At 66.8% G+C, this 22059-nt stretch carries 18 protein-coding genes; 8 read left to right on the forward strand and 10 right to left on the reverse strand.

Annotated elements, in window-relative coordinates; genetic code table 11:
* Nucleotides 1-89 precede the first annotated feature (89 nt).
* Both AC1DVR_RS20580 and AC1DVR_RS20585 read right to left on the reverse strand, forming a co-directional pair.
* A complete protein-coding gene (locus AC1DVR_RS20580; RefSeq protein ID WP_478002489.1) occupies nt 90-3218 on the reverse strand; it encodes a PAS domain S-box protein in 3129 nt (1042 codons plus the stop codon).
* Nucleotides 3215-3943 (reverse strand): response regulator transcription factor, encoded by a 729-nt coding sequence (locus AC1DVR_RS20585; RefSeq protein ID WP_478002490.1) that lies wholly within the window; start codon nt 3941-3943, stop codon nt 3215-3217. Before AC1DVR_RS20585 ends, AC1DVR_RS20580 begins: the two co-directional genes overlap by 4 nt.
* Nucleotides 3944-4052: 109 nt before the next feature.
* On the opposite strand from AC1DVR_RS20585, the gene AC1DVR_RS20590 reads away from it, so the two are divergent.
* Nucleotides 4053-4733: a response regulator transcription factor gene (locus AC1DVR_RS20590; RefSeq protein WP_478002491.1), complete on the forward strand. Its 681-nt coding sequence runs from the start codon at nt 4053-4055 to the stop codon at nt 4731-4733.
* Between the two features lie 28 nt (nt 4734-4761).
* On the opposite strand, the gene AC1DVR_RS20595 is transcribed toward AC1DVR_RS20590, so the two are convergent.
* Entirely contained in the window at nt 4762-5205 is a 444-nt protein-coding gene (locus tag AC1DVR_RS20595) for a globin domain-containing protein (protein WP_478002492.1), read from the reverse strand.
* Between the two features lie 198 nt (nt 5206-5403).
* Nucleotides 5404-8199 (reverse strand): hypothetical protein, encoded by a 2796-nt coding sequence (locus AC1DVR_RS20600; RefSeq protein ID WP_478002493.1) that lies wholly within the window; start codon nt 8197-8199, stop codon nt 5404-5406.
* 240 nt (nt 8200-8439) lie between these two features.
* Here AC1DVR_RS20600 and AC1DVR_RS20605 point away from each other — a divergent pair, with 240 nt between their 5' ends.
* The 4 genes from AC1DVR_RS20605 (at nt 8440) to AC1DVR_RS20620 (ending at nt 12239) form a co-directional block, all read left to right on the forward strand.
* Nucleotides 8440-10527 carry a calcium-binding protein gene (locus AC1DVR_RS20605; protein ID WP_478002494.1) on the forward strand — a complete coding sequence of 696 codons (2088 nt, stop codon included), beginning with the start codon at nt 8440-8442 and terminating at the stop codon, nt 10525-10527.
* Between the two features lie 89 nt (nt 10528-10616).
* Nucleotides 10617-11444 carry a glycoside hydrolase family 25 protein gene (locus tag AC1DVR_RS20610; RefSeq protein WP_478002495.1) on the forward strand — a complete coding sequence of 276 codons (828 nt, stop codon included), beginning with the start codon at nt 10617-10619 and terminating at the stop codon, nt 11442-11444.
* Nucleotides 11445-11562: 118 nt separating this feature from the next.
* A complete protein-coding gene (locus AC1DVR_RS20615) occupies nt 11563-11805 on the forward strand; it encodes a hypothetical protein (protein WP_478002496.1) in 243 nt (80 codons plus the stop codon).
* Entirely contained in the window at nt 11805-12239 is a 435-nt protein-coding gene (locus tag AC1DVR_RS20620; RefSeq protein WP_478002497.1) for a hypothetical protein, read from the forward strand. The genes AC1DVR_RS20615 and AC1DVR_RS20620 overlap by 1 nt, the downstream gene beginning before the upstream one ends.
* Nucleotides 12240-12336: 97 nt before the next feature.
* Here AC1DVR_RS20620 and AC1DVR_RS20625 read toward each other — a convergent pair whose 3' ends face one another.
* Nucleotides 12337-14835, reverse strand: coding sequence for a GcvT family protein (locus AC1DVR_RS20625; protein WP_478002498.1), 2499 nt, complete (start codon nt 14833-14835; stop codon nt 12337-12339).
* Nucleotides 14836-15032: 197 nt separating this feature from the next.
* Between AC1DVR_RS20625 and AC1DVR_RS20630 the strand changes: the two genes are divergently transcribed.
* Nucleotides 15033-17186, forward strand: a complete 2154-nt coding sequence (locus AC1DVR_RS20630) for a hypothetical protein (protein ID WP_478002499.1) — start codon at nt 15033-15035, stop codon at nt 17184-17186.
* A gap of 6 nt (nt 17187-17192) precedes the next feature.
* Here AC1DVR_RS20630 and AC1DVR_RS20635 read toward each other — a convergent pair whose 3' ends face one another.
* Genes AC1DVR_RS20635 through AC1DVR_RS20645 form a run of 3 tightly spaced genes read right to left on the reverse strand, consistent with a single transcriptional unit; the run spans nt 17193 to nt 19349 of the window.
* Entirely contained in the window at nt 17193-17984 is a 792-nt protein-coding gene (locus AC1DVR_RS20635) for an iron chelate uptake ABC transporter family permease subunit (RefSeq protein WP_478002500.1), read from the reverse strand.
* Nucleotides 17974-18774 carry a metal ABC transporter ATP-binding protein gene (locus AC1DVR_RS20640; RefSeq protein ID WP_478002506.1) on the reverse strand — a complete coding sequence of 267 codons (801 nt, stop codon included), beginning with the start codon at nt 18772-18774 and terminating at the stop codon, nt 17974-17976. Before AC1DVR_RS20640 ends, AC1DVR_RS20635 begins: the two co-directional genes overlap by 11 nt.
* Nucleotides 18771-19349, reverse strand: coding sequence for a Fur family transcriptional regulator (locus AC1DVR_RS20645; RefSeq protein ID WP_478002501.1), 579 nt, complete (start codon nt 19347-19349; stop codon nt 18771-18773). The genes AC1DVR_RS20640 and AC1DVR_RS20645 overlap by 4 nt, the downstream gene beginning before the upstream one ends.
* Before the next feature lie 99 nt (nt 19350-19448).
* Between AC1DVR_RS20645 and AC1DVR_RS20650 the strand changes: the two genes are divergently transcribed.
* Nucleotides 19449-20330, forward strand: a complete 882-nt coding sequence (locus AC1DVR_RS20650) for a zinc ABC transporter substrate-binding protein (RefSeq protein WP_478002502.1) — start codon at nt 19449-19451, stop codon at nt 20328-20330.
* Nucleotides 20331-20394: 64 nt separating this feature from the next.
* The gene (locus tag AC1DVR_RS20655) at nt 20395-21378 is read left to right on the forward strand and encodes an aldose epimerase family protein (protein ID WP_478002503.1); all 984 of its coding nucleotides are present in this window, start codon (nt 20395-20397) and stop codon (nt 21376-21378) included.
* On the opposite strand, the gene AC1DVR_RS20660 is transcribed toward AC1DVR_RS20655, so the two are convergent.
* Both AC1DVR_RS20660 and AC1DVR_RS20665 read right to left on the reverse strand, forming a co-directional pair.
* Nucleotides 21365-21808 carry a dienelactone hydrolase family protein gene (locus AC1DVR_RS20660; RefSeq protein WP_478002504.1) on the reverse strand — a complete coding sequence of 148 codons (444 nt, stop codon included), beginning with the start codon at nt 21806-21808 and terminating at the stop codon, nt 21365-21367. The two genes, AC1DVR_RS20655 and AC1DVR_RS20660, sit on opposite strands and share 14 nt — an antisense overlap.
* 34 nt (nt 21809-21842) lie before the next feature.
* Nucleotides 21843-22059 (reverse strand): transposase domain-containing protein (locus AC1DVR_RS20665; protein ID WP_478002505.1); only part of this gene is annotated, 217 nt, incomplete at its 5' end.

The raw sequence follows: 22059 nt of genomic DNA on the forward strand, positions 1-22059 counted from the left end.
CGAGCGAGGGCCTGCGGGTCAAGGCGCGGCAGGCGGTGGATGCGGCTTCGGCCCCGCCGTATGCCGCGAAAATGGGCAGAGCGCAGGTGTCAGACGATCCGGGCCAGCAGCTTTGCAACCTCGGCGGGTGTGAAGGGCTTTTCCAGCATCACGGGCGCCTCCAGCCCGACCTGCGCCGCCCTCGCCGGGCCAGAAACGGTATCGCCGGTCATCAGGACGATCTTGCCGGCAAGGTCAGGGCGCAGTTCGGCCGCCTTCAAGGCCAGTTCGGCGCCATCCATGCCCGGCATCCGCAGATCGGTGAAGACCAGATCGAAAGCCCCGGCCCCGAGCGCCTGCAAGGCCGCGGCGGAGGAGGCGCTGACCGTGGCCCGGTGGCCCGCAAGCTGCAGGATCTCCGCAAGGCTGAGCGCCACATCCGGCTCGTCATCGACAATCAGGATGTCGCGACCCGTAGGCCCCGGCAGATCGGCGCGCCCGGGCATGGCGGCAGAGGAAGCGACGGCGATCGGCAGGCGGATCTCGAAACAGGCGCCGGGCAGATCGCCCGTGCCTTTGGGGGCAAGGCTGATGCTGCCGCCATGCGCCTCGACCACATTGCGCGAGATGGAGAGGCCGATGCCGGTGCCGACCTCGACCGCCTTGGTGGTGAAATAGGCGTCGAAGATCCGGGCGCGCAGCGCCTCGGGCACGCCGGGGCCATTGTCCTGAAAGCGCAAAAGCAGGATGGCCCCGCCCTCCTGCTGTTCCACCTGCGCCGTGACCCGGATCAGACGCGGCAGGGGGATCGTGATCAGCACCTGCTGGGCATTGATGAAGAGGTTGGAAAAGACCTGCCCCATGAGATCGCGGTCCGCGTCGATCTGCGGCAGGTCTTCGGGCAGGTCCAGCACAACCTCGACCCCGGCGGAGCGCAGGCCGTAGCCGACCAGTTCCAGGGCGCCGCGGATCACCTCGGCCACATCCAGCCTTTCACGCTGCGGCGGTTTCTGCCGCGCCATGGCGAGGAAGCTTTTCACGATCCGCCCACAGCGGTTGGCGGCGGCGCGGATGCGTTCGGCCCGGGTGCGGATGTCGGGGTCCTTGGCGCGCTCGACCAGCAGCGTCGCCTGGGCCACGGCGATGGCCAGCGGGTTGTTCAGCTCATGCGCCACCCCGGCCAGCAAAGAGCCCATGGCCGAGAGCTTTTCGACCTGATGCAGGCGGTCGCGGCCCTCCTGCATCTCGCGGGCCAGACGCTTGGCCTCGGTCAGGTCGCGCAGGTGCGAGACGAAAAGCCGGCGGTCGCCCTCGGTCACCTGGGTGATGGCGAGTTCCACTGGCAGGCGGCTGCCATCCTTGCGCATCGCCTCGACCTCGATCCTGCGGCCGATCACCCGCGCCTCGCCGCTGGCGAGATAGCGCGCCATGCCGGCCTCGTGCACAGCGCGGGCTTCGGGCGGGACGATCAGATCGCCGACCCGGCGCCCGATCGCCTCGGCGGCGGTATAGCCGAAGATCGCCTCGGCCGCCGGGTTGAACTCATGCGCCACGCCCTTGTCATCCATCACCACGATGCCATCCAGCGCCGAGACGACGACCGAGCGGTACAGCGCCTCGCGTTCGGCCAGGGCAGCGACATGGGCCTCGGCCTCCTGCTCGGCGGCTTTCAGTTCGGTCAGGTCGCGGGTGAAGGTCAGATAACCCGGCAGGCTTTCGCCTGGTGCGGTGAAGGGCAGGATCGAGACCTGAAGATAGCGCCGCCCGGTGCCCTGATAGGTGATCCAGCCTTCAAAGCGGCCGATTTCGCCGCGGCGGATCGCGGGGGTGATGGACTGATACTGCCCCTCGACCTCGGGGCCGAGGATTTCGGCCACCGGATGGCCGATCACCTCCTCCGCGGTCTTGCCCATGAAGCTGAGGAATTCGCGGTTGGCGTCGCGGTAGATCAGGCCAGCATCCAGATAGACCACGCGCAAGGGCACGCCATCGACCATGGCGCGCAGCTGCACGGTCTGGGCAAAGCGCAGGCGGGCGGCCTCGGTGATGCGGTCGATCAGCGGGCGGAACGGCGCGGGCAGGTCTTCGGGCGGTCCAAGGCGGACGATCTCGGCCGAGGGTTTGGTGCCGTAATCGGCCAGGGCCACCGCCGGGATCACGAACTGGCGGTCGAGGATGGCGGCAACCGTCGCCAGCACCACGATCACCCCGGCCACCAAAAGGCCCATCGGTGCCATCCGGTCGCGGGCGCGGGCCTGCACCTCGGCGCGCGGCAGGGTCATCACCAGCCGCCACGGCGTCCCCTCGATCAGGACCGAGGCAACGTAAAGGCTGCCGCGCGGCAGGAAACTTCCGCCGGTGTCGGAGAGATCCGCCGTCTGCATCAGGCCTTGCGCCGCAACAGGCCCCGTGGCGGAAGGGTCAAAGCCATCCGGCGTGGCCACCAGATTATCCGCCTGATCCACTACCGCGACCTTGGCCGAAACCACCGGAAACCCGCCCAGCATCTGCGACAGGTAAGACAGCAGCACATCCGCCCCGACGATGCCGCGAAACTGGCCCTTGACCCAGACCGGCGCGCCGCGCGTCACCATGAGGCCGGTGCCCCCGGCATCCAGATAGACCGGCGACCAATAGGCCTTGCGCTCGGGGTTGGCCGCAGGCTCGGCCAGCTTGTAAAGGTCATAGGTGAAATAGGATGCCAGCGCCGTGTCCGGATTGCCCGGCGCCAGCATCTCTTGCGGCGGCGCCCAGGGGTAGATCGCGACATAGCGCCGGGTTTCCGAGAAGAAATAGGACCAGCGCATCCAGGGTCGGCTGACCTGCGTCGCCCGCGCCAGCGCGAACATCGAGGACAGGGCCGAAATCTCGCGCCGCGCCGCGGGGGTCAGGCGATCGGGGTTGCCCAGAAGCATGCCGTGGTCGGGGCCGGGGTTGGCCAGATAGGGCGGCCAATCCATCGCACCGTCGTATTCGGGCTGCTCCTCCTCCTGCGAAAGCCTTTGTTCGGCAAAGGCGCGCATCACGGCGATATGGGTGTCGACCTCGGCGGCCAGCTGTTCCAGCCCGGCGCGGCGGATGCGCCCGGCATCGGCCAGTTCGCGCAGGATATCCGCGCGGGCGTTGCGCATTTCGCGCAGGCCGAGGATCACCATCACCGCCAGCAGCGGCACCGCCGCCCCGATCAGCAGCCAGATGAACCGGCGGCGCAGGCGGGCTGCGGGGTCGGCGGCGGTCAACTCCCGCCCTCGGCGGACAGGACATAACCCTCGCCGCGGATGGTGCGCAGGAAGCGCGGGCTTTCGGGGTCAGGCTCGATCTTCTTGCGCAGCCGGGTCACCCGCACGTCGATCCGGCGGTCGGTTTCCGCACCCGAAGCCTCGGCCCCCAGAAGATCGGCCAGCACCGCGCGAGAGAGGATGCGGTTGGGTCGCGCGGCCAAGACCTCCAGCAACTCGTATTCGGCGGCGGTCAGGTCCAAGGCCCCGGTCTCGGCATGGGTCAGGCGCCGGGCGGCGGTATCCAGCGTGAAGGGGCCAAAGCGCAGCACCCGCACCGGCAGAACGGCAGAATGCGGTGCTGCGGCGGGCGCGGGGGCGGCGTCCAGCCTGCGGATCAGGCTGCGCACCCGGGCCAGCATCTCGCGCAGGTCATAGGGTTTGGCGACATAATCATCGGCCCCGATCTCCAGCCCGACGATGCGGTCCATGGCTGAGCCCGAGGCCGAAGCGAAGATGATCCCCGCCCGCCCCGACCGCCGCAGCCAGCGCGCCAGCGATAGCCCGTCCTCGCCCGGCATGGCGATGTCGAGGATGGCGACGTCGATCCGGTTCTGCGCCGCCAGCGCCCGGAACTCCGCTGCATCGCCCGCGGTCAGGACCTGATAGCCGTGGCCGGACAGGTATTCGGCCACGGCCTCGCGCAGGTCTTCCTCGTCGTCGGCAATGGCGATCACATAGGCCACGGGGCCCGCTCCTCTGCAAATTCCAAAACTATCGACACTGCGGCCCGCCAGACACTAAGCTTGCCAGACACTACACATGTCGCAGAAACCTCCGTCAAGAAGGCCCGCCATGCCGCCGCGCGCCCGCATCATCTTTGCAGATGACGAGCCCGACCTCGCCGAGGCGCTGGCCGCCTATTTCGACGGCCTGGGCCATGACACGGCGCTGGCGGCGGATGGCATCGAACTGGAGGCCGCGCTGCGCGCCGCGTCGGCGGATCTGGTGATCCTGGACCTCAACATGCCCGGACGTTCGGGCTTTGACCTGATGAACGGACTCGAGGCGCTGCGCGGCGTGCCCGTCATCATCCTGACCGCCAACCCCGACCAGATCGACCGCGTCATCGGGCTGGAGATGGGGGCCGATGATTACGTCCTCAAACCCGTGGACCCGCGCGAACTGGCCGCCCGCGCCGCCGCCGTCCTGGCCCGGCGCAAGGGCCAGACCCGGGTGCTGGTGCCCTTCGAGACGACCTCGGCCGACCTTTCCGCCGCGCGCATCCTGTTGCAGGATGGCGCGACCGAGGCGCTGTCCCCCGGCGAGGTCGCCCTGATCCGCGCCTTCGCCGCCCATCCGCACCGGGTGCTCAGCCGGGAAGAGCTGATCGACCTCGCCCCTGCCGAGACGACCGAGGCGCTGGACCGGGCGATTGACGCCAGGGTCGCCCGCCTGCGCCGCAAGCTGCGCACCGAAAGGCTGATCACGGTGCGCGGCCTGGGCTACCGCTACGAGCCGCCCTGGCAGAGCTAGGGTTGGGGGAGCCAGGCGGGCAAATGGATCAGGCGGCGCTCAGATTGGCCTTGGTCGCGGCCCGGGCCTGAGCCATGCCTTCGGCCATCAAACCCGCCAGAGCGGTGATCGCGGCGGTCCAGGCGGCCTCGGCGCGGGCGTCAAAGCCCTGCCCCAGGGCAGCGGCCAGCGTGTGCAGAAGTGCCGCGCCGACCGGTGCGAAATGGGCCAGCTCGACCCCGTAAGCCACATGGCGTGCGCCCAGCATCCGGACGGCGGGCACCAGCGCATCGGGCTTGTCCAAGGCGCCCGCGGCAAGGGCCAGCACGGTCATCAGCTTGCGGCCCTGATCCGACAGATCATGCGGGAACAGCGCGCGCAGCTGCGGGGCGATGTGGAACAGCCTGGCGTAGAAGGCGGCGGCAAAGGCCTCTTCCATGCCACGGGTCAGAGCCAGTTGCTGGCGGATGAGGGCGATATCTTCGGGGGACATGATCTTCTCCTTGGGGGCGCCGTCCGCGAACCGGGCGGCTACAGGATCAAGACTGCGCCTTGGAGGTTTCAACTTGGCGCCGCTCGGCGGGTTTTGATGTTTCAGAACTGCGGCGGCTGAAACATCCGGGGCCGTCGGGCGAAATGGCAAAGGCCCGCCGGCAAAGCGGCGGGCCTTTCGTTTCCTCAAGGTCAGGCGTCAAAAATAGCTGATCTGATCCAGAACCTGCGCCCCGGTCACGCCGTCGAAGGTCAGGACGAACTCACCCCCGGCGCTCAGCGCCATGTGCAGTTCGGTCCCGCCGGCAACGTCGGTGGCGGTGATGCCGGTGATCGCCCCTTGCGCCAGCTTGATCTGGTCCACCCCATCCTGGAAATCGGCGATCCGGTCCTTGTCGCCCGCCAGCAGGGCATATTTGTCGAAGATGAACGCATCGGTCCCGACCCCGCCGGACAGATAGTCGCTGCCGGCGCCACCGTTGATCTGGTCATTGCCATAGCCGCCATAGACAAAATCCTTGCCGGCCCCGGCCTGTGCGCTGTCATTGCCATCGCCACCCCACAGCGTATCGGCGCCGTCATGGCCCAGAAGCTGGTCGTTGCCCGCCCCGGCATTCAGCGTGGTCGCACCATGCCCCGCCGACAGCAAATCGTCATACATCGAGCCGTTGATCGCCTCGATATTGGTCAGCCGGTCGCCCTCGGCATCGCCACCCTTGCCCACCGCATACCAGCTGGAGGTCGCGGCATCCCAGAGCGACTCGAGCCAGATCGTCACGCCGGCGCTCGAGGCGCTATAGGCCGCGCCATCGCGCCCGGCACCGCCGTCCAGCGTATCGGCCCCGGCCCCGCCGATCAGCCAGTCATCCCCCGCCCCGCCGCTCAGCACATTGGCCGCGCTGGAGCCGGTGATGTCGTCGTTGAAGTTGGAGCCGATGGCGTTTTCAAAATTGCTGATCTTGTCGCCGGTAGCATCGGTGCCCGACACCGCCCCGGTGCCGAGGTTGACCATCACGCCATAGGCATTGGCGGCAAAGCTGACCGTGTCGATGCCTGCCCCGCCATCCATCGTGTCGGCGCCGGTGGCGTTCAGGATCAGGTCATTGCCGTTGCCGCCATAAAGCACGTCATTGCCCGAGCCACCATTCAGCGTGTCATTGCCGTCAAAGCCCCAGAGCAGATCCTGCCCCATGCCGCCGGTCATCACATTGTTCAGCGCATTGCCAAAGCCCCAGAAGGTGGCGCTGCCCAGGTGCATCAGGTTTTCCACCTCTGCGCCGAGGGTATAGCTGGTGAGGGTGGTGCGCACCTCGTCGATGCCGCCGCCGGCCAGCTCGGCCACAACGTCGCCCGCATCATCGACGATGTAAAGGTCATTGCCCGCCCCGCCGATCAGATTGTCGGCCCCGGCGCCGCCATCAAGGTAGTCGTTGCCGGCGTCGCCGCCGAGCTTGTCAATGCCGTCGCCACCGTACATCTGGTCATTCTCGCTGCCGCCGTAGAGAAGGTCATTCCCCTCCATCCCGACCAGCGTGTCATTGCCGCTGCCGCCATAGATCCCGTCGGCATCGCCCTCGCCGTTCATGTAGTCGTTGCCGGTGTCGCCGATCATCCAGTCCACCCCGGTGCCGCCGCGCATGCTGTCGCTGCCCGCGCCGCCGTTCAGGATGTCGTCGCCGGCATCGCCATACAGGGTGTCATTGCCCTCGCCGCCCTGCGCCACATCGTTGCCATTTCCGCCCGACAGGCTGTCGTTGCCGCCACCGCCATAAAGCGAGTCCCGCCCGTCAAGCCCGCTCAGCACATTGGCCGAGGCCGAGCCGGTCAGCCGGTTGTCCAGCGCATTGCCGGTGCCGTTGACCGCTGCGGCGTTGTTGGTCAACTCCAGGTTCTCGAATTCGGTGCCCAGCACCCAGGAAACGGCCGAACGCACCGTGTCGATGCCGCCGCCTGCCGTCTCGACCAGCGCCGTGGAGGAGGTGATGACATAGGTGTCATCCCCCGCGCCGCCGACCAGCTTGTCACCCGCGCTGCCGGTCAGCGTGTCATTGCCATCCTCGCCGTAAACCGTGTCATTGCCGGCATCGCCGGACATGACATCATTGCCCGCGCCGCCATAAAGGCTGTCATTGCCCGACCAGCCGTTGATCGTGTCGTTGCCGGCATTGCCCCAGACCGTATCGGCCCGGTACGAGGCCGAGATGACGTTGTTCAGGCTGTTGCCGGCCAGATGGTTGCCCGTGGTGGGCGAGGTATAGGACCAGACGTCGATCACATCGGCCGAGACGCGGATATTTTCCAGATTGGCCCCAAGGGTGTAGTCGTTGCCCAGCAGCACCTCGACCGTGTCGTTGCCCTCGTTGGCGTTTTCGGTGATCGTCCAGGACATCGGGTTCTTGTTGCCGATGTCGAAATAGACGTCGTCGCCGGCACCCCCGGCCATGACATAGGTCGAGCCGGCCATCCAGTGGCTGGAGACGGTGGCGTGGAAGCTGTCGTTGCCGGCGCCGCCATAGGCGTTCTCGACGTTATCCGCGATTTCCTCGGTCATGTAGAAGGTGTCGTCACCGTTGCCGCCATAGGCCGTGGCATCCGACTGCAGATAGAAAGTGTCGTTGCCGTCTTCGCCATAGCCCGTGGCACTGTCACCGCCGAGGTCCAGGGTGTCATCGCCAGCACCACCCCAGACCGTGGCCGAATCCGAGCGGACCTCGATATCGTCATTGCCCTCGCCGCCATAGACGGTCGAGGTGCCCCATTGGGTTAGCGTGCCGTCGCCGACCACGATCCGGTCATGGCCCAGACCGCCATAGACCGTGTCGGTCCCGCCGCCCGAGATCAGCGTGTCATTGCCCGCGCCGCCGTCGATCACATCGTCGCCGTCGCCGGTGGTGATCGTGTTGTTCACCGAGGTCGCAATGACGAGGTAGCTGTCGTCGTCCGGTGCGGTCCAGTTCGGGATGCCGTCGGTCAGGGTGATTTGCGTCTGTGCCATGGTCTGTCTCCATCCGGTCGGGCCGCCGGGGCCCGGTGTTGCGTGATGGGACGGGTTCTGCGGCCCGCAGGTTTCGCTTTGACGCCGCCGTTGCGTCACGTTTGTTTCAAAATCGTTTCAGCCGAAATTTCTGTTACAGCGGTTACAATACCCCGGCGCAGACGGCGCCAAGGCGAAACATGCCGCGTCCAGAACGACCCCATCACGCGGGGCTGACCCGCCAGCACAGGGGTATCGGACATGACTTACAAGACAGGCACCGCAGGCGACGATCTGATCGGCGGCACCTCGGACGACGACACGCTCGGCGGTCTTGCGGGCAATGACGTTCTCTTGGGCGGGACCGGTTACGACTACCTCGACGGCGGCGCAGGCAATGACTCGCTCTCGGGCGGGGCGGAGGGCGACACGCTGATCGGCGGCACCGGCAGCGATTATATGGAGGGCGGCGATGGTGACGACGTCTATTACGTCGACTCCACCGGCGACAAGGTGGTCGAGGCCGCCGGCAAGGGCTATGACACGGTTTACACGACCCTTTCCGCCTATAGCCTCGGGGCCAATTTCGAGGATGTCTATGTCTCGGCCACGGCGAATTCGGTGCTTTGGGGCAACGACCTGTCGAACCATATCTTCATGAACAAGGGCAATGACTGGGCCTATGGCGGCGCAGGCCATGACATGCTTTACGGCGGCGAGGGCAACGACCAGCTGTTTGGCGGCTCCGGCAATGACATCCTCTATGGCGGCGCGGGCAACGACAGTCTGACCGGCGGCACCGGCGACGACACATACATGCTGGACAACTGGGCGCAGAACAAAGTCGATCAGGTGATCGAGGCGGCCGATGGCGGCTATGACACGATCCTCACCCAGGGCATCGGCTATCTCGGCGCAACGGGCGCCGTGGGAGAGGTTCATTTCACCACGCTGGCCGCCAATGTCGAAGCGATCATGGGCACCGGCGCCTTCGGCTTCCGCTTCACCGGCAACGACCTCGACAACAAGATCACCGGCGGGGCGCGGGCCGATACGCTGGACGGCGGCAAAGGCGCCGATACCCTGTCGGGGGGCGACGGCAACGACACCTATGTCATCGACAACGCGGGCGACGTCATCACGGGCGAGGCGGCAGGCAAGGTCGGCTACGATCTGGCCCGCGTCATCGGCGCAGCCAGCTGGACCATCGCCAACGGCATCGAAAGGGTCGAGATCGGCGCCGGCACGACCAAGATCATCGGCAATGGCGAAGATAACCTTGTGGTTGGCACCGGAGCCGCCGAAACCATCGAAGGCGGCGCCGGAAATGACGTGCTGCAAGGCGGCGGCGGGGCGGACCTGCTGACCGGCGGCGCGGGCAACGACGTCCTGCAATCCAGCGTCTCCGCTGAGGGCGCCGCGACGATGGAGGGCGGGCTGGGCGACGACACCTATTACGTCACCGCCACCGCCGATATCATCACCGAAGCCGCGGGAGAGGGCTATGACAAGGCCTATGTCAGCGCCACCTGGGTCATGGCCGCCAATGTCGAGGCCGCCACGGTCAGTTCGGTGACCGGCATCGAGGTCACCGGCAACCTGTCGGACAACATGATGCAGGGCGCTGGCGGGGACGACATTCTGCGCGGGCTCGGCGGCAAGGATACGCTTTTGGGCGGGGCCGGGACCGACCAGCTTTTCGGCGGGGTCGGCGATGACCTGCTGAACGGCGGCACCGGCAACGACGCGCTGCAGGGCGGTTTTGGCAACGACATGTATATCGTCGATTCCAGCACCGACACCGTCACCGAAGCGGCCAGCGCCGGCTTCGACATCGTGATCGCCAGCGCCGATTTCCAGCTCGGCGCCAATATCGAGACGCTGAACCTGACCGGCTTCGCCCAGAGCGGCACCGGCAACTCCCTCAACAACCTGATCACCGGCACCGCGCTTGGCAACCAGCTGAGCGGGATGCTCGGGGCGGACACGCTGGTGGGCGGCGGCGGGGCGGATCTGCTTTCCGGTGGGCAGGGGTCGGATGTCTTTGTGTTTGCCTTCGGCGACAGCGGCACAACGGATGGCATGCGCGACCAGATCCTCGACTTCACCTCGGGCAAGGACCGCATCGACCTGCGCGGCATCGACGGCGATGCCGGCACGCTCAGCCATGACCCGCTGCAGTTCATCGGCGATGCGGCCTTCGGCCTCCATGCCGGCGAGATGCGCTTCGAGGTGCTGGGGGCGGGCAGCCTGCGCCTGATGATCGACCTCGGCGGCGACGGCGTGGCGGATATGGCCATCGACGTGCAGGGCACCGATGCCCTGGTTTTCGCCGATTTCATGCTCTGACCTGACCGGGCGCGGGCGGCTTGAGCGATTTTGCGCAGCCCGCCCGCGCTTCACCGTGACAAAGCCCGCGCCGCGCGGCAAACTGCGGCATGAGATTTCAAACCCGCCCCGCATTGCGCCTGTTCCTGCTGACCCTTGGCCTTGTGGCGAGCCTCTCCGCCTGTGGCCCCCGCAACACCCCCCGGTCCGAGCCTGGCCCGGGCCGCAGTTCGAACGGGTTCACCGTCACGCCTCCCAACTTTGGCGAAAGCCATCCGGTCGACTGGAAGGGCAACCCGCCCTCCAGCCATCAGGTGCATGGCATCGACATTTCGGTCTGGCAGGGCGCGGTAGACTGGCCGGTGGCCAAGGCCAACGGGGTGAACTTCGCCTATCTGAAGGCGACCGAGGGCGGCGACCACGAGGACCCGGCCTTTGTCTTCAACTGGCGCCGGGCCGAGGCCGCAGGCGTGCCGCGCGGGGCCTATCACTTCTTCTACCACTGCCGCCCGGCCTCCGAACAGGCGCGCTGGTTCATCGCCCATGTACCGCGCAGCCCGGGCGCCCTGCCCCCGGTGCTGGATGTCGAATGGACCCCGCGCTCGCCGACCTGCCCCGGCAAGCGTCCGGCAGAGCTGGTCCGGGCCGAAGCGCAGGTCTTCCTCAAGGCCGTCGGCCGCGCCTATGGCCAGCGCCCGATCCTTTACACCACGGTCGATTTCTACCGTGAGAACGAGCTGTGGAAGATGAACGGCGTGGATTTCTGGCTCCGCTCGGTCGCGGCCCACCCCTCGGACCGCTTCCCCGGCCAGCATTGGCTCTTCTGGCAATATTCCGGCACCGGTGAGGTGCCCGGCATCGGCGGACCGACCGATCTCAACGTCTATGCCGGCACCGCAAGCCAGTTCACCGCCTGGCTCGCCAGCCACCGCCGCTAGCGCCCCGGCCGATTTGACGCAGTTTAACGCGCCTTTCACTCGCCTTTGACAGGGGCAAGGCGCAGGCTTTGTCTGCGCGGACCCATTACCGCGCGGCGCTTTTTCACCGGAGATTGAAATGACACGTTTTGTCGTCGATCTGGGCGATATTGCCCTGTCCAAGGACGCCCAAGCCGCCCTCAACGCCGATATCCAGAAGGTGGCCCTGGCCCATATTGCGGGTCTGAACCTGGACAAGCCCCATGTCTTCCGCTTTCCGCGCGAATGGTGGGGCTTCATCCTGCGGCAGGATTTCGAAGGCCTGCTGGAGGGCGAAAAAGCCCTCGGCCGCGGCCTCCTGCAAACCGCGGGGCGCATGTGATGGAACCGGGCGGCGACGAGCCCGCCGCCGCCCGGCCTGCCAGCCACGCCTGCCCCTCTGCCCCCGCCACGCCGGGCAGCGGGCTTCTGGGCGTGCTGGGGCTGGACGGCAAGATCCACAACCTGCGCACCCTGATGCCGGTGGACAAGAATTTCCTGGCTGCGGTCCGCCTGCGCGGCGCGCCCGAGGCGCGGATGCGCTTCACCAGCCCGTGCCAGACCTCGGGCTGCAGTCAATGGACAGGAACACGCTGCGGCGTGATCGACCGCGCGATGAAAGAGATGGAGGTCCCGGGCGCTCCCCTCGCAACAGACCTCCCCGCTTGCACCATCCGCGGCACGTGCCGGTGGTATGCGCAGAACGGCCCGCAAGCCTGCGGAACCTGCGCCTATATCGTGACCGATAACCGGCAAACAGACATGGCGGCGGAGTGATCCGCCGCCATGTTTCAATTTCGAAGTCGGGGGCGGCGGAGTGATCCGCCGCCATGTTTCTCTTTTCAGAACTGTAGGTTAGAACGGCTAGAAGGTCTTAGCCATCAATCCGGATGCGGGCGTTCGACGGGTCGAACGGGCTGTCCTCAACCACCACGGCATCCCAAAGCTCGCGGTTCATCCGGACCTTCAGCTTGGTGCCGACCTCGGCGAGATCGGGGCGGACGTAACCCATGCCGATCTGCTTGCCGAAGGCCACCGAATAGCCGCCCGAGGTCAGACGGCCGATCTTCTCGCCGTTCAGCAAAAGCGCCTCTTTGCCCCACGGATCGGTGTCCGACGGCCCGTCGATCAGCAGGGTGCAGCACTTGGAGCGGATGCCGATGGCCAGCATGGCCTCTTTGCCCTGGAAGTCCTTTTTCAGGTCAACAAAGCGGTCCAGAGCGGCCTCCAAAGGCGAGGCGTCGCGGCCGAGTTCGTTGCCAAACGCGCGGTAGGATTTCTCCTGACGCAGCCAGTTTTGCGCCCGGGCGCCGACCAGCTTCATCCCGTGCTTGGCGCCAGCCTTCAGCAGTTGCTCCCACAAGTAGCGCTGCATCTCGATCGGGTGGTGCAGTTCCCAGCCGAGTTCGCCGGTGTAAGCCACGCGGATCGCGTTGACCGGGCACATGCCAAGCTCGATCCTACGGGCCGAGAGCCAAGGGAAACGCTTGTTTGACAAGGCGGTTTCCGGCTCGGCGTCCTTGATCAGCTCCGCCATGATCTTGCGGCTGTTCGGGCCGGCGAGGGCGAAGACGCCCCACTGGGTCGTCACGTCATGGATGTCGAGATAGGCGCCGCCGCGGCCCATGAAATCTTCGGCCGATTTGCGCAGGTAGTCCGCGTCATAGGCCGTCCAGGCGCCGGCCGAGACCAGGTAGTAGTCATTCTCGCCATTGCGCACGATTGTGTATTCGGTCCGCGTGGTGCCTTGCGGGGTCAGGGCATAGGTCAGGTTGATGCGGCCGACCTTGGGCAGGGCGTTGCAGGTGAACCAGTCGAGGAAGGCCGTCGCCCCCGGCCCGCGCACCAGATGCTTGGTGAAGGCCGAAGCGTCGATCAGGCCGGCGGTCTCGCGGATCGCTTTGGCCTCGTCCACGGCATATTGCCACCAGCCGCCACGACGGAAGCTGCGGGCGTTGTGGTCGAAATCGGCGGGCGCGTCGATGGGACCGTAGTAGTTCGGGCGTTCCCAGCCGTTGACCTGACCGAATTGCGCGCCAAGCGCCTTCTGGCGGTCGTAAACCGGAGTGGTGCGCAGCGGGCGGCAAGCCTCACGCTCTTCATCGGGGTGGTGCAGGATGAAGACGTGGTCATAGCATTCTTCGTTCTTGCGCGCCGCATATTCGGTGGTCATCCAGCTGCCGTAGCGACGCGGGTCGAGGCTGGCCATGTCGATCTCGGCCTCGCCGTTCACCATCATCTGGGCGAGGTAATAGCCCGTGCCGCCGGCAGCCGTGATCCCGAAGGAGAAGCCTTCCGCGATCCACATGTTGCGCAGGCCCGGCACCGGGCCGACCAGCGGGTTGCCGTCGGGCGTGTAGCAGATCGGGCCGTTGAAATCGTCCTTCAGACCCACGACTTCCGACGAGGGGATGCGGTGGATCATCGACATGTATTCCGCCTCGATTCGCTCCAGATCCAAGGGGAACAGGTCGGCGCGGAAGCTGTCGGGCACATTGTATTCAAAGCGCGCCGGGGCGCCCTTTTCATAGGGCCCGAGGATCCAGCCGCCGCGCTCTTCGCGGACATACCACTTGGCATCGGCGTCGCGCAGCACCGGGTGTTCGGGGTTGTTCTTGCGGTATTCGACCAGCATCGGGTCGGGTTCGGTCACGATGAACTGGTGTTCCACCGGAATGGCCGGGGTCTTGATGCCCAGAAGGCGGGCGGTGCGCTGCGCATGGTTGCCGGTTGCGGTGACGACATGTTCGGCATGGATCTCGAACTTCTCGTCCGAGGGGACGAGGTTGCCGCCCTTGTCGACCATCTTCGTGCAGGACACGATCCATTCCGAGCCAGTCCAGCGGTAGCCGTCGACCTGGATCTTGCGCTCGATGGTGGCGCCATGCTGGCGGGCGCCCTTGGCCATGGCTTGCGTCACGTCGGCCGGGTTGATGTAGCCATCCTGCGGGTGATAGAGCGCGCCGATCAGGTCATCGGTGCGGACCAGCGGCCAGCGGTCCTTGATGTCCTTGGGCGACAGGAATTCGTGGTAGACCCCGGCGGTCTCGGCCACCGAGGAATAGAGCATGTATTCGTCCATCCGCTCCTGGCGCTGCGCCATGCGCAGGTTGCCCACCACGGCGAAGCCCGCGTTCAGGCCGGTTTCGGCCTCCAGGCTCTTGTAGAAATCGACCGAGTATTTGTGGATGTGGGTCGTCGCGTAGGACATGTTGAACAAAGGCAGCAGCCCCGCCGCATGCCAGGTGGAGCCAGAGGTCAGCTCGTCACGTTCGACCAGCATCGTATCCCAGCCGGCTTTGGCCAGGTGATAGGCGATGCCGTTGCCAACGGCACCACCGCCGACGACCAGAGCTTTGACATGGGTTTTCATCGCGGCGACTCCGAATGGGATTTTGGATCATATGTGCCTGATGACCCCGCCAACGAGCAAGGCTGGGCGACATGGAACGGACGAAAACGACATGAGCCAAGAAAAGCCGATCACCCGAACGGCACTGGCCGTTTCCGTGGCGCGGTTTAGATGCTTTGATCATGGTAAACCTGACGATCCCAGCCCGGAGCATTCTGATGAAGCCCTTTGCCGCCCTGCTTTTGTCTGTGGCCCTGCCACTGGCCTGTCCCGCATGGGCCGATGCCACGACAGAAGGCGACACGCTGGCGGCGAAAGCAGCGCTTGGGGCGCAGAAATTTGCCCAGCCTTCGGGCGTCGGGCAGGTCAGCCTCGATTTCTCGGCTGTCGAATATTACCCGAACCTGAAATCCAAGATCGGCGTCGCCTCGGCCTTTGTGTTGCAGGGGCTGAAGGAGTCGCTGGCCCAGGTCGAGGAGCTTGGCCCGGGTCTCATGTGCAACGATCTGGAGTTCGACCACTGGATCTCGCTCTCGGGCGCCAAGCCCCTGCCCGCGCTGGACGAGGTGTTCAGCACGCCCGGCGACAATTCCACCCGACCGGTCAAGACGCTGGACAAGCCGGCGCCGTGGCTGTGGGATTTCACCAAGGCCTTGGGCGACATGGGCGTGGCCCAGCTGATCCAGATGACCGGCGCCCCGGCACAATATCAGGTCGAAAGCGCCAAGGCCCCGGCGACCGACCCCTCGCCCACCGATTTCGCCGGCACGGCCAAGTTCATCGGGGCCTGGACCTCGGCGGTGAACCATCCCTACCCGATCCTGTGGTCGTTCTGGAACGAGCCGGGCCACACGCTGGCCGGCGTCCTGCAGGGCAAGGATGTCGCGGGAAATCCTGCCTTTGAAGGCGAAAGCGACGCGGCTTTTGCCCAACGCGATGCCACCCAACGCTCCAAGGCGGCGGAGGATACGGTGGCCTTGTACACCGCCTATGGCAAGGAGATGGGGCCGCGGATGGGCCCCTATGCCAGGCTCGGCATCGGCAGTCTGATCGCCGCCGACTTTGACCCGGCCAAGCCCACCGCCTCGGGCAAGGTCTTCTTTGACGAGGTGCTGGGCCAGCTGACCAAGCCCGGTGTGGCGCCGGTCGATTTCATCTCGTTCAACAGCTTCAACGGCACCTTTGGCCGCCAACTGGCCGGATCGCGCGGCTTTCTGGCCGATCTGCCGGATAGCCCGGCCAAGACCGCGCCGGTGATCTTCACCCAATACGGCCCCACGGTGTTGAAGCGCAGTCTGGACGGCAAGCTTCTGCTCAAGGGCAAGCTGGCCCAGGGGCTGGACCATCAGGCCGCCGTCCTGATGCTGTCGGATCTGGCGCAGATGGAGCGGGCGTCGGATGTGCAGCATGTCTGCCTCTCCTACTGGATCGGCGGCAAGAACGGGTTCCTGTCCTATGTGCAGGGCAGCCTGCAACCCCGCGTGCGCTATCCGGTGCTGCAGATGTTCATGGCGCTGCCGGTCTGGCGCAGCCGGATCGACTTTGGCGCGACGGGGCTTGCCGAGGCGGGTCTGCACGGGCTGGCCGGGGTGAACGGCGCAAGGGCCTCGGTGCTTTTGTGGAACGAAAGCACCGCAGCCCTGAAAGTGCCGCTGGCCATCGCGGGCCTGCCCAAGGGCGCATCGGTCGATCAGGGCCGCGTCGATGTGCTGGGGCCGCAGGACGATGCCCCGCGCCAGATGGGCTTCAACGGACATGCGGTCGTGGTGCCGCCGATGGGGGTGGCGCTCCTCAGCTTCGACACCGGGGCGCCAGACCCGCTCGCCCGCCGCCGCATGCTGGCCCCGGCGCGGTTTCTGGGCACCCGGTCCTATGCCGAGCGTCTGCCCGCCGCCTGCACCGATGCCCGCAGCCAGCAATCCGGCGCCCCCTGCGCCAGCACCAGCGGCACCTATGGCTTTTACGATTCCGTCCGCGCGGTGGGCTATCTTGGCAAGGGAAATGGCAGCGCTGACCCGAAGGTCACCGCCACCTACGAGGCGCTGCCCAGCCCGCTTCTGCTGACCGCCAAGGTGATCGGTGCGGGCAAGGTCGCGGTCAGCGCCACCTATGCGCAATGCGGCAAGTCAGTCGCTGCGGATCTGTCCAAGGGTGCGGCCCAGCTTGACGCCTCTGCCCTGCCGCAGGATTGTGCCGAGGGCCCGGTGACGCTGGCGATCTCCCTGCAAGGCGCCAGGACCGGCGCGCAGGCCGAGGTTTACCTCGACCAAAGCAAGGCCACAGTGCCCGAAAGCACCCTAGCGCTTGCCCTGAAGCCCAGCCCCGATCTGTCGGTGGACGAGGGGCTGGTGCTGCCCGGTCAGGTGGACTGAGCCGCCTCAGTTCCGGCGCATCCGGCCAAAAAGGGCGGCCAGTGCAAAGACCCCCGCCGCCGCCGTCACGATGGAGGGCCCGGCGGGTGTGTCCTGCCACAGGGACAGCGCCAGCCCGGCCAGACAGGCCAGCGCCCCGAAGGCCGCGGCCAGCGCCGCCATCTGCTCGGGCCCGCGCGACACCGCCCGCGCGGCAGCGGCCGGAATGACCAGCATCGCCGCGATCAACAGCGCGCCCACCACCTTCATCGCCACCGCCACCACCACGGCCAGAGCCAGCGTCAGGATCAGCCTTTCGCGGTCGGGATTGATGCCATCGGCCTGCGCCAGATCGGCGTTGAGGGTCGAGGTCAGCAAGGCCTGCCAGCGCCAGAAGAGCAGGCCCAGAACCGCCGCCGCCCCGGCCCAGATATAGGCCAGATCGCCACTGGTCACCGCAAGGATATCGCCGAAAAGGTAGGATTCGAGGCTGGTATGGACGCCATGCACAAAGCTGATCGCCACCAGACCCAAGGCCAGCGCGCCGTGGCTCAGGACCCCCAGCGTGGTATCCACCGCCCAGCCGCGCGCCGCCAGCGTGGCCACCGTCACCGCCATCACCACCGCCACCGCCAGCGTGCCCAAAGGCACCGGCAGATCGGTGGCGAGCGCCAAGGCGACGCCGAGGATCGCCGCATGCGAGGTGGCATCGCCGAAATAGGCCATCCGGCGCCACAAGACGAAAGAGCCCAAGGGCCCGGTCGCCAGCGACACACCCAGGCCCGCCAGCCCGGCCCGGATCAGGAAATCATCCAGCATGGTGGTGGTCCTCACGGTCGTGTTTGTGGTCGTGGTCGTGTTTGTGCTCGTGCTCATGCTCTTGGGCATGGTCGTGGCCGTCATCATGGCTGTGATCATGCCGGTGCTGGTACAATGCCAGCGCGCCCTGGGTACCCAGTCCGAACAACGCCCGATATTCCGGCGCTTCGGAGACGACGCGGGGCGTGCCCTCGCAGCAGATGTGGTGGTTGAGGCAGATCACCCGGTCGCTCGCCGCCATCACGACATGCAGATCGTGGCTGACCATCAGCACCGCCGCCCCGGTTTCCTGCCGCACCTCGGCGATCAGGCGGTAAAAGGCTGCCTCGCCGGGCTGGTCCAGGCCCTGGGTCGGCTCGTCCAGCACCAGAAGCCCGGGCCGGCCCAGAAGGGCGCGCGCCAGCATGACGCGCTGCAACTGGCCGCCGGACAGGCCTGCCAGAGGCCGCGCCCCGCAGCCTGCCATGCCGACACGGGCCAGCACCGCCTCAGCCTCGGCATCGGTCACCCGGCGCGGCAGCGACAGAAAGCGCCGCACGCTGAGCGGAAAGCTCGGGTCGATCGCCAGCTTTTGCGGCACATAGCCGACGCGCAGGCCCGGCGCTCGGGTGACCGAGCCGCCCGCCAGGGGCACCATGCCCAACAGCGCGCGCAACAGCGTACTTTTGCCCGAGCCGTTCGGACCCAGCAGGGTGACGATCTCTCCCGCATCGACGCTCAACGAGATCTGCGACAAGACATCCGTGCCGCCGAGGCGGACGCTCAGATTGGTGGCGCTGATCAGCATCAGGCAAGCCCCCGGCGCCCGGCGCCCGCAGGCGCGATCCGCGCGCCATCGGCCTCGGGTCCGGCGAGGTCGCGGCAGCCCGGGCAAAGGCCCAGGGCCTCGACCGTGGCGCGTTCGACCGTGAAGCCCATCCCGCTTGCAGCCTCGGCCAGGGCCGCACCGATGGCGCGACCGGGCGCCTCGGCCACGGCATGGCAGGCGCGGCAGATCAGGAAGGCCGGGGCATGCGCCTCGCCGGGATGCATGCAGGCGGTAAAGGCGTTGAGGCGGCGGATGCGGTGGGCAAGGCCCTGCTCCTCCAGGAATTCCAGCGCGCGGTAGGCAACGGGCGGCTGATTGCCGAAACCGTCGGCCGCCAGGCGTTCCAGCACGTCATAGGCGCCCATGGCACGGTGCGCCTCCAGCAGGATCTGCAGGGTGCGCTTGCGGACCGGGGTCAGCCTCTGCCCGCCCTCGGCCAGTTGCGCCTCGGCCAGGGCCATCACGTCATCCGCGCAGCGCGCATGGTCATGCGGGGCGAAGGCAAGGTCGGGCTGGCTGCAACCGGGGCAATCGGGGGCGGTGGCATGGTCGTGCATCGGGCATCCTCTGCGCATGGGCGTTATAGTATAACATATTCATTGACATGTTATACTATAACAATCTACACAGACCGCATCCCAAGCGAAAGACCCAATATGCGTATTCTTGCTTCCCTCTTGCTGGCCGCCTGCCCTGCCGTGCTGGCGCTGACTTCCGCTGCGAACGCCCAAGTGCCGAAGGTGGAGACCGATATTCCGCCGGTCGCGGCCCTGGTGGCCCAGGTGATGGGCGATCTGGGCACGCCCGGGATGCTCTTGGACAAGGGCGGCGATGAACATGACATGCAGCTGCGGCCGAGCCAGATGCGCAGCCTCGCGGCGGCCGACCTGCTGGTCTGGGTCGGGCCGGAGCTGACGCCGGGCCTCGACACCGCGCGCCATTCGATCCCGGCGCTGCAAAGCCTGGCCCTGCTGGACGATCCGGCGACCCAGCGGCGCGACTATGCCCAGGGCGGGCTGAACCCGCACGCCTGGCTTTCGCCCGGCAATGCCAAGGTCTGGATCGACCTGATCGAAGCCCGGCTGGCCGGGATCGACCCCGAACATGCCGCGACCTACAAGGCCAATGCCGAAAAGGCGCAGGCGCGGCTTGCCGCCCTCGACAAGGACCTCGCCAGCCGGTTGTCGGCGCTGAAGGCGCCCTTCGTGACCTACCACGACGCTTATGGCTATTTCGCCGAGACTTACCACCTGGCCTATATGGGCGGGCTGGCCGCGGGCGACGCGGCCCCGCCCGGCGCCGCGCGGATCGCCGAGCTTCACAGCATGGCCGCCGGCGGTGCCATCGCCTGCGCCTTCCCCGAGGCGCAGCACGACCCCGCGCTGATTACCAACCTGGCCCAGGGCACAGCGGTCTTCGTCGGCCCCGGGTTGGATCCGGTGGGCTCGATGCTGGATCAAAGCGCAGATGCCTATGAACAACTGCTGACCGCGCTGACCGACAGCCTTCTGACCTGTGCAACCCACGATAAACCTTGACGCTTCCACGGTCCTCCTGCACCAAGATGCCATCACGCCACGCATCAGGATCAGGGGGGCCGCGATGTCCGCAGCCAATATCACCAGCTTTGGAAAGACGGCCGAGGGCATCGAGGTGCACCGCATCGCCCTGACCTGCGAGGGGCTTTCGGCCGCCATCCTCACCAAGGGCGCCACGCTGCAGTCGGTCCGGCTGGAGGGCGTGGCGCATGACCTGACGCTCGGTTCGGATCTGCTGACCGATTACGAGGGCAAGCTGCGCCATCACGGTTCGCTGGTGGCGCCGGTGGTCAACCGCTTCACCGACGGCAAGGCGGTGATCGGCGGCAAGTCCTATGCGTTCGAGAAGAACCAGGGCGGCATCCATACCCTGCATGCCGGCGCCGCGGGGACGCAGCACAAGATCTGGGCGATTGTGGCCGCCGATGCGACCTCGGTCACGCTGGCGCTGGAACTGACCGATGGCGAGGGCAATTTCCCCGGCAACCGCCATGTCGAGGCGCGGTTCGCGGTCCTGCCGGGCAACCGGTTGCAGATGGAGGTGCGCGCCACCACCGATGCGCTGACCCTCTTCAACGCGGCCAACCACAGCTACTGGAACATGGACGGCAGCGAGAACTGGGCCGGCCACACGCTGCAGATCGCGGCGGCCACCTATCTGCCGGTGACCGAGACCTTCGCCCCCACGGGCGAGATCGCCGATGTGTCGGGCACCCAAATGGACTTTCGCCGCGGCCGCAAGATCACCCAAGGCGACACCGAACTGGACAACAACTTTTGCCTCTCGGGCGGGCGGCAAGGCTTGCGCGACGTCCTGTGGCTGACCGGGACCTCGGGCCTGAAGATGACCATCGCCACCACCGAAGCGGGCATCCAGGTCTATGACGGACGCGCGGCGGTGCGGCCCGGGCGCGGGATCTACGAGGGCCTGGCCATCGAGGCGCAGAACTGGCCGGACGCGCCGAACCATCCCGGCTTCCCCTCGATCGAGCTGAAGCCGGGGGAGACTTATGAGCAGGTCACGCAGTGGCGGTTCAACCGGTCCTGAGCGGCCTGGCCGGGTAGTCGGGGGGGCCAGCCCCCCCGAACCCCCCTGCCGTGAGGGGCTTTCCGCCCCTCCCGGGCCACCCCGAGGATATTTTTCTCTGGATGAAGCCGGGATCAGAAAGCTTCGGCGAGCAGGGTTTCGAGGCGGCGCTGTCGGGGACGCACCAGCCGTGGTCCATGCCCTTGTAGTTTTCGATCACATGGTCGACCTCGGCCTCGCGCAGGGCCTGGGCGAGACGGGCGGATTGCGCGGGCGGGAAGCTGCCGTCGACGCCGGCGCAGCCGACATAGACCTTTCCGGTGATTTGCGCGGCGGCCAGATGCGGGCTGTCGGGTGCCTCGCTGGCGAGGTTGCCGCCGTGCAGGCTGGCGGCGGCGCGGATCCGGTCGGGATAGGCCGCGGCGGCGTTGAGCGCCCGCGCGCCGCCCATGCAGTGTAAGCGGTGGCTGACACCCGTATGGGTTTCAGCTTGACTGCTTTTGGAATGCCCAGGGCATGAGGTCGTCGATGCGGGACGCCGGGTAGCGGTTGGCGATAGCTGTCAGGGTTGCACGCAGGTAGGCGTAAGGGTCGACAGCGTTCAGCTTGCAGGTTTCAATAAGCGAGGCCATGCGTGCCCAGGTGTGGCCGCCCTCATCATGGCCCGCGAACAGCGCGTTTTTGCGATTGAGGGTTATGGGT

The sequence above is a fragment of the Rhodobacter sp. P2_H5 genome, assembly GCF_056403335.1.

What these genes read in the sequence shown, in the direction of transcription:
- AC1DVR_RS20590 (WP_478002491.1), top strand. Translation starts at nt 4,053, where the DNA reads ATGCCGCCGCGCGCCCGCATCATCTTTGCAGATGACGAGCCCGACCTC.
- AC1DVR_RS20595 (WP_478002492.1), bottom strand. Translation starts at nt 5,205, where the DNA reads ATGTCCCCCGAAGATATCGCCCTCATCCGCCAGCAACTGGCTCTGACC.
- AC1DVR_RS20600 (WP_478002493.1), bottom strand. Translation starts at nt 8,199, where the DNA reads ATGGCACAGACGCAAATCACCCTGACCGACGGCATCCCGAACTGGACC.
- AC1DVR_RS20605 (WP_478002494.1), top strand. Translation starts at nt 8,440, where the DNA reads ATGACTTACAAGACAGGCACCGCAGGCGACGATCTGATCGGCGGCACC.
- AC1DVR_RS20610 (WP_478002495.1), top strand. Translation starts at nt 10,617, where the DNA reads ATGAGATTTCAAACCCGCCCCGCATTGCGCCTGTTCCTGCTGACCCTT.
- AC1DVR_RS20615 (WP_478002496.1), top strand. Translation starts at nt 11,563, where the DNA reads ATGACACGTTTTGTCGTCGATCTGGGCGATATTGCCCTGTCCAAGGAC.
- AC1DVR_RS20620 (WP_478002497.1), top strand. Translation starts at nt 11,805, where the DNA reads ATGGAACCGGGCGGCGACGAGCCCGCCGCCGCCCGGCCTGCCAGCCAC.
- AC1DVR_RS20625 (WP_478002498.1), bottom strand. Translation starts at nt 14,835, where the DNA reads ATGAAAACCCATGTCAAAGCTCTGGTCGTCGGCGGTGGTGCCGTTGGC.
- AC1DVR_RS20630 (WP_478002499.1), top strand. Translation starts at nt 15,033, where the DNA reads ATGAAGCCCTTTGCCGCCCTGCTTTTGTCTGTGGCCCTGCCACTGGCC.
- AC1DVR_RS20635 (WP_478002500.1), bottom strand. Translation starts at nt 17,984, where the DNA reads ATGCTGGATGATTTCCTGATCCGGGCCGGGCTGGCGGGCCTGGGTGTG.
- AC1DVR_RS20645 (WP_478002501.1), bottom strand. Translation starts at nt 19,349, where the DNA reads ATGCACGACCATGCCACCGCCCCCGATTGCCCCGGTTGCAGCCAGCCC.
- AC1DVR_RS20650 (WP_478002502.1), top strand. Translation starts at nt 19,449, where the DNA reads ATGCGTATTCTTGCTTCCCTCTTGCTGGCCGCCTGCCCTGCCGTGCTG.
- AC1DVR_RS20655 (WP_478002503.1), top strand. Translation starts at nt 20,395, where the DNA reads ATGTCCGCAGCCAATATCACCAGCTTTGGAAAGACGGCCGAGGGCATC.
- AC1DVR_RS20660 (WP_478002504.1), bottom strand. Translation starts at nt 21,808, where the DNA reads ATGGGCGGCGCGCGGGCGCTCAACGCCGCCGCGGCCTATCCCGACCGG.